At 52.3% G+C, this 2,303-nt stretch carries 2 rRNA genes; both read left to right on the top strand.

From position 1 onward, the window contains the following. The first annotated feature begins 15 nt into the window (after positions 1-15). Positions 16-1,555, top strand: a 16S ribosomal RNA gene (locus F8562_RS02850). A 206-nt stretch (positions 1,556-1,761) separates the two neighbouring features. Continuing rightward, positions 1,762-2,303: ribosomal RNA gene (locus tag F8562_RS02855) — 23S ribosomal RNA — on the top strand; the annotation flags it as partial.

Below are 2,303 nucleotides of genomic sequence, written 5' to 3' on the forward strand. Positions count from 1 at the left end.
ACGAGCATCAAACTTAAATTGAAGAGTTTGATCATGGCTCAGATTGAACGCTGGCGGCAGGCCTAACACATGCAAGTCGAACGGTAGCACAGAGAGCTTGCTCTCGGGTGACGAGTGGCGGACGGGTGAGTAATGTCTGGGAAACTGCCTGATGGAGGGGGATAACTACTGGAAACGGTAGCTAATACCGCATAACGTCGCAAGACCAAAGAGGGGGACCTTCGGGCCTCTTGCCATCAGATGTGCCCAGATGGGATTAGCTAGTAGGTGGGGTAACGGCTCACCTAGGCGACGATCCCTAGCTGGTCTGAGAGGATGACCAGCCACACTGGAACTGAGACACGGTCCAGACTCCTACGGGAGGCAGCAGTGGGGAATATTGCACAATGGGCGCAAGCCTGATGCAGCCATGCCGCGTGTATGAAGAAGGCCTTCGGGTTGTAAAGTACTTTCAGCGGGGAGGAAGGCGATAAGGTTAATAACCTTGTCGATTGACGTTACCCGCAGAAGAAGCACCGGCTAACTCCGTGCCAGCAGCCGCGGTAATACGGAGGGTGCAAGCGTTAATCGGAATTACTGGGCGTAAAGCGCACGCAGGCGGTCTGTCAAGTCGGATGTGAAATCCCCGGGCTCAACCTGGGAACTGCATTCGAAACTGGCAGGCTGGAGTCTTGTAGAGGGGGGTAGAATTCCAGGTGTAGCGGTGAAATGCGTAGAGATCTGGAGGAATACCGGTGGCGAAGGCGGCCCCCTGGACAAAGACTGACGCTCAGGTGCGAAAGCGTGGGGAGCAAACAGGATTAGATACCCTGGTAGTCCACGCTGTAAACGATGTCGACTTGGAGGTTGTTCCCTTGAGGAGTGGCTTCCGGAGCTAACGCGTTAAGTCGACCGCCTGGGGAGTACGGCCGCAAGGTTAAAACTCAAATGAATTGACGGGGGCCCGCACAAGCGGTGGAGCATGTGGTTTAATTCGATGCAACGCGAAGAACCTTACCTACTCTTGACATCCAGAGAACTTAGCAGAGATGCTTTGGTGCCTTCGGGAACTCTGAGACAGGTGCTGCATGGCTGTCGTCAGCTCGTGTTGTGAAATGTTGGGTTAAGTCCCGCAACGAGCGCAACCCTTATCCTTTGTTGCCAGCGATTCGGTCGGGAACTCAAAGGAGACTGCCAGTGATAAACTGGAGGAAGGTGGGGATGACGTCAAGTCATCATGGCCCTTACGAGTAGGGCTACACACGTGCTACAATGGCATATACAAAGAGAAGCGACCTCGCGAGAGCAAGCGGACCTCATAAAGTATGTCGTAGTCCGGATTGGAGTCTGCAACTCGACTCCATGAAGTCGGAATCGCTAGTAATCGTGGATCAGAATGCCACGGTGAATACGTTCCCGGGCCTTGTACACACCGCCCGTCACACCATGGGAGTGGGTTGCAAAAGAAGTAGGTAGCTTAACCTTCGGGAGGGCGCTTACCACTTTGTGATTCATGACTGGGGTGAAGTCGTAACAAGGTAACCGTAGGGGAACCTGCGGTTGGATCACCTCCTTACCTTAAAGAACCTGCCTTTGTAGTGCTCACACAGATTGTCTGATGAATGATGAATTTCAAAATGTACTGTGAAGTGCATTGTGAAATTTTGCTCTTTAAAAATCTGGATCAAGCTGAAAATTGAAACGACACACTGTTTAAGTGTGTTCGAGTCTCTCAAATTTTTGCGACACGACGATGTTTTACGAAACATCTTCGGGTTGTGAGGTTAAGCGACTAAGCGTACACGGTGGATGCCCTGGCAGTCAGAGGCGATGAAGGACGTGCTAATCTGCGAAAAGCGTCGGTAAGGTGATATGAACCGTTACAGCCGGCGATGTCCGAATGGGGAAACCCAGTGCAATTCGTTGCACTATCGTTAACTGAATACATAGGTTAACGAGGCGAACCGGGGGAACTGAAACATCTAAGTACCCCGAGGAAAAGAAATCAACCGAGATTCCCCCAGTAGCGGCGAGCGAACGGGGAGCAGCCCGGAGTCTGAATCAGCTTGTGTGTTAGTGGAAGCGTCTGGAAAGTCGCAGGGTACAGGGTGATACTCCCGTACACTAAAGCACACAGGCTGTGAACTCGAAGAGTAGGGCGGGACACGTGGTATCCTGTCTGAATATGGGGGGACCATCCTCCAAGGCTAAATACTCCTGACTGACCGATAGTGAACCAGTACCGTGAGGGAAAGGCGAAAAGAACCCCGGCGAGGGGAGTGAAAAAGAACCTGAAACCGTGTACGTACAAGCAGTAGGAGCCC

Source organism: Klebsiella sp. RCJ4, from assembly GCF_009025755.1.
Taxonomy (GTDB): Bacteria; Pseudomonadota; Gammaproteobacteria; order Enterobacterales; family Enterobacteriaceae; genus Klebsiella; species Klebsiella michiganensis.